Consider the following 4206-nt stretch of genomic DNA (forward strand, 5'->3'; position numbering starts at 1 on the left):
CCTTCTCGGTTCTCGTGCTGGTTCTGCTGTTCAAGCCGTCCGGTCTCTTCAAGGGCAAAGCGGCGTGAGTGCGATGACGGGAACCCAGCGCAACCTGCTCATGTTCGGCGCCATGGCAGCCCTGATCGTGCTGACCGGCTTCACTCAGAGCTGGAACTCGGCCCTCGCCATCGTCAATATGGGTCTGATCTCCGCTGTCATGGCGCTCGGCGTCAACATCCAGTGGGGCTATGCTGGCCTGTATAATGTCGGAACGATGGGCTTCGTGGCACTTGGCGCGCTCGCCGCCGTGCTGGTCGGGCTCGATCCCGTGCCGGGTGCGTGGGACGCCGGCGGCTTGCGCATCTTCGGCGCGTTAGCCTTCGGCGCGCTCGTGATCGCTCTTGCGGCCTTGATCTATCGCCGGATGGATCGAGGCAAAACACGAGGACTTGCAGTCGCTGCTCTTCTGGCTGGCGGCTTTATCCTCTACCGCTACTTGCTCGATCCAGCAGTCGACGCCGTAGAAGCCATCAATCCCGCCGTGCAAGGCAATCTCGGCGGTCTCGGTCTCCCGATCCTGTTGTCCTGGCCCGTTGGCGCTCTCTTGGCCGCCGGCGCTGGCTGGCTGATCGGCAAGACCGCCCTCGGTTTGCGCTCGGACTACCTGGCGATCGCCACGCTGGGCATCGCGGAAATCGTCATCGCCGTGCTCAAGAACGAGGACTGGCTGGCGCGCGGCGTCAAGAACGTCGTCGATATTCCGCGTCCCGTTCCCTATGAAGTCGATCTGCGCGCCAATCCCGACTTCCTGTCCGTCGTGCAATGGTTCGGCGCCGATCCGGTCTCGGCTTCAGCCGTCGCCGTGAAGCTTTGCTACGCCGCGCTCTTCCTGGCCGTACTGCTCCTTCTGATCTGGCTGTCGGAAGCAGCCCTTCATTCGCCTTGGGGCCGCATGATGCGTGCGATCCGTGACAATGAAGTCGCGGCATCAGCCATGGGCAAGGACGTCACGCGCCGCCATCTCCAAGTCTTCGTGCTGGGCTGCGCCGTGCTTGGCATCGCCGGCGCGATGCTCGCCACAATGGAAAGCCAGCTAACGCCCGGCGCCTTTCAGCCGCTGCGCTTCACCTTCCTGATCTGGGTGATGGTCGTTGTCGGCGGCTCCGGCAACAATTGGGGCGCAGTGCTCGGCGGCATGCTGATCTGGTACCTTTGGGTTCAGGTCGAGCCCTGGGGCAACAGCCTGATGAGCCTGGTCACGTCAGGCATGGCGGACGGTTCACCCTTGAAGCAGCATCTTATCGACAGCGCCGCGCATATGCGGCTGCTGGTGATGGGGGTGATCCTGATCGTCGTCCTGCGCTTCCGTCCGGCCGGACTGATCCCCGGCAAGTAAGCGCCTCAGTCCGCTTCCTTCCAGCGCTTAACAAGATCAGTCTCGATGCCGAACAGATCGAGCACCCGGCCGACCGTATGGTCGACCAGCGCTTCGATGGTCTGCGGGCGCGGATGAAGCGCCGGCACCGGCGGCGCGATGATTGCGCCCATCTCCGACAAGGCCACCATGGTTCGCAAATGCCCGGTATGGAAGGGCGTTTCGCGCACCATCAGCACGAGCCGGCGGCGCTCCTTGAGCACGACATCGGCCGCTCTGGTCAGCAGGTTCGAGGTCACGCCGGTTGCGATCTCCGACATCGAACGCACCGAGCACGGCGCGACGATCATGCCCATGGTGCGAAACGAGCCGCTGGCGATGGACGCCGCAATGTCGGCATGCGCATGAACCACGCTCGCAAGAGCGCGAACATCGGCGATCTTGAGGTCGGACTCATGTGCCAGCGTGATTTCAGCCGATCGCGACATCACGAGATGCGTTTCGATTCCCACTTCCCGCAGCGCTTCGAGCAGGCGCACACCGTAGATGATGCCGGATGCTCCGGAAATGCCGACGATGAGCCGCTGCGGTCGGGCTGCGGCGGGCGGAACGATCGTCATGCAGTACCTCTGAAGGATGCGGAGACGATCACGCCTCCGCTGCCGCTCCAGTCAAAACTGGACCAGCCGGATCACAGCGGGTGCATAGCGTGTTCACGCCCGGCCGAAAATGGCTGGTGCAGCTTCTTCGGTGGATTGCGCGCTCGGCCTAGCCGAGCAGCGTTTGGGTGAGCGGGTGATCCGGATCGGCCAGGCCGTCGATGACGTTGAAATGGTGCCGGTCCGGTTCGGCCACATAGGCGGTCTGTGCGCCGAGCCCGACCCAGATATTGGCGAGCAGTTCGGATTGCCGCAGGAACTCCGCACGCTCGCCGCCGCCTACCCAGCAGGTAACGCGCGCACCCTCGATGGGAGCCAGAAGGGCAGGGCTCTCGCTGGCCGCCTCTGCTTCGTCGAGCCGTAGCGCGTCGTTCATCTGCGTGCGCCTCAGCGGCCGCAGATCATGAAGGCCGGAAAGTGGCACGGTATGCGCAATGCGCTGCTGCAGCGCTTGTGAAAGGGGCGATGTCGCGCTGACCATGCGCGCCACGAGATGACCCCCGGCAGAATGACCGGTGAGCCGGATTGGCCCTTGGACGAGTCCCGCAGCGTGGGTGATCGCCGCCGCAATCTCGCGGGTAATGCCGGCGATGCTGTTGGTCGGGCATAGCGTGTAGGATGGCATGGCCACGGCATAGCCATGCGCCAATGCTCCACCTGCCAGATGCGACCAGAAGCTCTTGTCGAGCGCCCGCCAATAGCCGCCATGCACGAAGACCACGAGCCCTACCGGCTCGCCCTCGGGCTTAAAAAGATCGAGCCGGTTGCGTTCTCCGGAGCCATAGGCGACGTCGATCTCAGCCCGTTCTGCCTGCTCCAGATTGCGCCGGAACGTCGCTGCGGGCTCGACCCAGGCGTCCGGCCAGCGGTCGCCTCCGGGTATGTTGGGACCGTTGGCATAAGCGTCGTCCCAATCCCTGATATGGCGGAAGATCATGCTTGTTGCTCCGGTTCTCTGGCTCGGTTGAAGCCGATCCTATCCGAAAGACATCAGGCCGCAATCGAAAAACTATAAGCTTGAAGTATCTCGAACAGCGTGCCACGCTCCCTGTATCGCCGATCAGCCGCAGGCACGCTACCGCGCCCGACAAGAAGCTGACGGCATGCTTGGACAATCCAGCTCGGGGACTGCTGTGATGCTTGGAGTTTCGGCTCATACCGACACGTTTACGCGCGACAATCTTCCACCGGTGGAGGACTGGCCGCACCTTCTGCTTGATGGCTTCAACTATCCGGAGCGCCTGAACGCGGCTGTGGAACTCACCGACCGGCTTGTTGAGCGCGGTCTTGGCAATCGCACGGCGCTGATCGGTAATGGGCGTCGGCGCACCTACAAGGAGCTGTCCGACTGGACGAACCGGCTGGCCCACGCGCTGGTCGAGGACTTCGGCGTTCAGCCCGGCAATCGTGTTCTGATCCGCTCGGCCAACAATCCGGCCATGGTCGCCTGCTGGCTGGCGGCAACCAAGGCGGGCGCCGTGGTCGTCAACACCATGCCCATGCTGCGCGCCGGCGAGCTATCCAAGATCGTGGACAAGGCTGAAATTACCTTGGCTCTCTGCGACACCCGGTTGATGGAAGACATGGAAGTCTGCGCGAGCGACAGCGCTTTCCTGAAACGCGTCGTCGGCTTTGACGGCACGGCCAATCACGACGCCGAGCTTGATCGCGCCGCCCTGGACAAGCCCGTGGATTTCGATGCCGTGCAAACCAGCAGCGATGATGTCGTGCTGCTGGGCTTCACCTCAGGCACCACCGGTGTGCCGAAAGCCACCATGCACTTCCATCGCGATATCCTGATCATCGCCGACGGCTATGCCAGGGAAGTGCTCGGCGTCACGCCGCAGGACGTATTTGTCGGCTCGCCGCCGCTCGCTTTCACCTTCGGTCTGGGTGGTCTCGCGGTGTTTCCGCTGCGCTTCGGCGCGGCGGCGACCCTGCTGGAAAGCGCGACGCCGCCGAACATGATGGCGATCATCGAAAAATACAAAGCGACGATCAGCTTCACCGCGCCAACTGCCTATCGCGCCATGCTGAAGGGCATGGAAGAAGGCGCTGATCTGTCCTCACTTCGCATCGCGGTTTCAGCCGGTGAAACCTTGCCAGCGCCGATCTTCGAGGAATGGCAGCGCAAGACGGGCAAGCCGATGCTGGATGGAATCGGCGCGACCGAAATGCTTCACATCTTTA

4 protein-coding genes are annotated in these 4206 nt (G+C 63.1%); 2 read left to right on the forward strand and 2 right to left on the reverse strand.

Features of this window, described 5'->3' with window-relative positions; genetic code table 11:
- Positions 1-1378: branched-chain amino acid ABC transporter permease (locus RTX98_RS15575; RefSeq protein ID WP_312797758.1), on the forward strand; the 1378-nt coding region annotated here is incomplete at its 5' end.
- 5 nt (positions 1379-1383) lie between these two features.
- Here the strand turns inward: RTX98_RS15575 and RTX98_RS15580 are convergent.
- Complete coding sequence (locus tag RTX98_RS15580; protein ID WP_312797759.1) at positions 1384-1977, reverse strand: UbiX family flavin prenyltransferase; 594 nt, start codon at positions 1975-1977, stop codon at positions 1384-1386.
- Between the two features lie 148 nt (positions 1978-2125).
- Positions 2126-2953 (reverse strand): alpha/beta hydrolase, encoded by an 828-nt coding sequence (locus RTX98_RS15585; RefSeq protein ID WP_312797760.1) that lies wholly within the window; start codon positions 2951-2953, stop codon positions 2126-2128.
- A gap of 199 nt (positions 2954-3152) precedes the next feature.
- Between RTX98_RS15585 and RTX98_RS15590 the strand changes: the two genes are divergently transcribed.
- Positions 3153-4206, forward strand: a 1054-nt coding sequence (locus tag RTX98_RS15590; RefSeq protein ID WP_312797761.1) for an AMP-binding protein, incomplete at its 3' end; no start/stop codon positions are given.

The sequence above is a fragment of the Tianweitania sp. genome (genome assembly GCF_032053605.1).
Classification (GTDB): Bacteria; Pseudomonadota; Alphaproteobacteria; order Rhizobiales; family Rhizobiaceae; genus Tianweitania.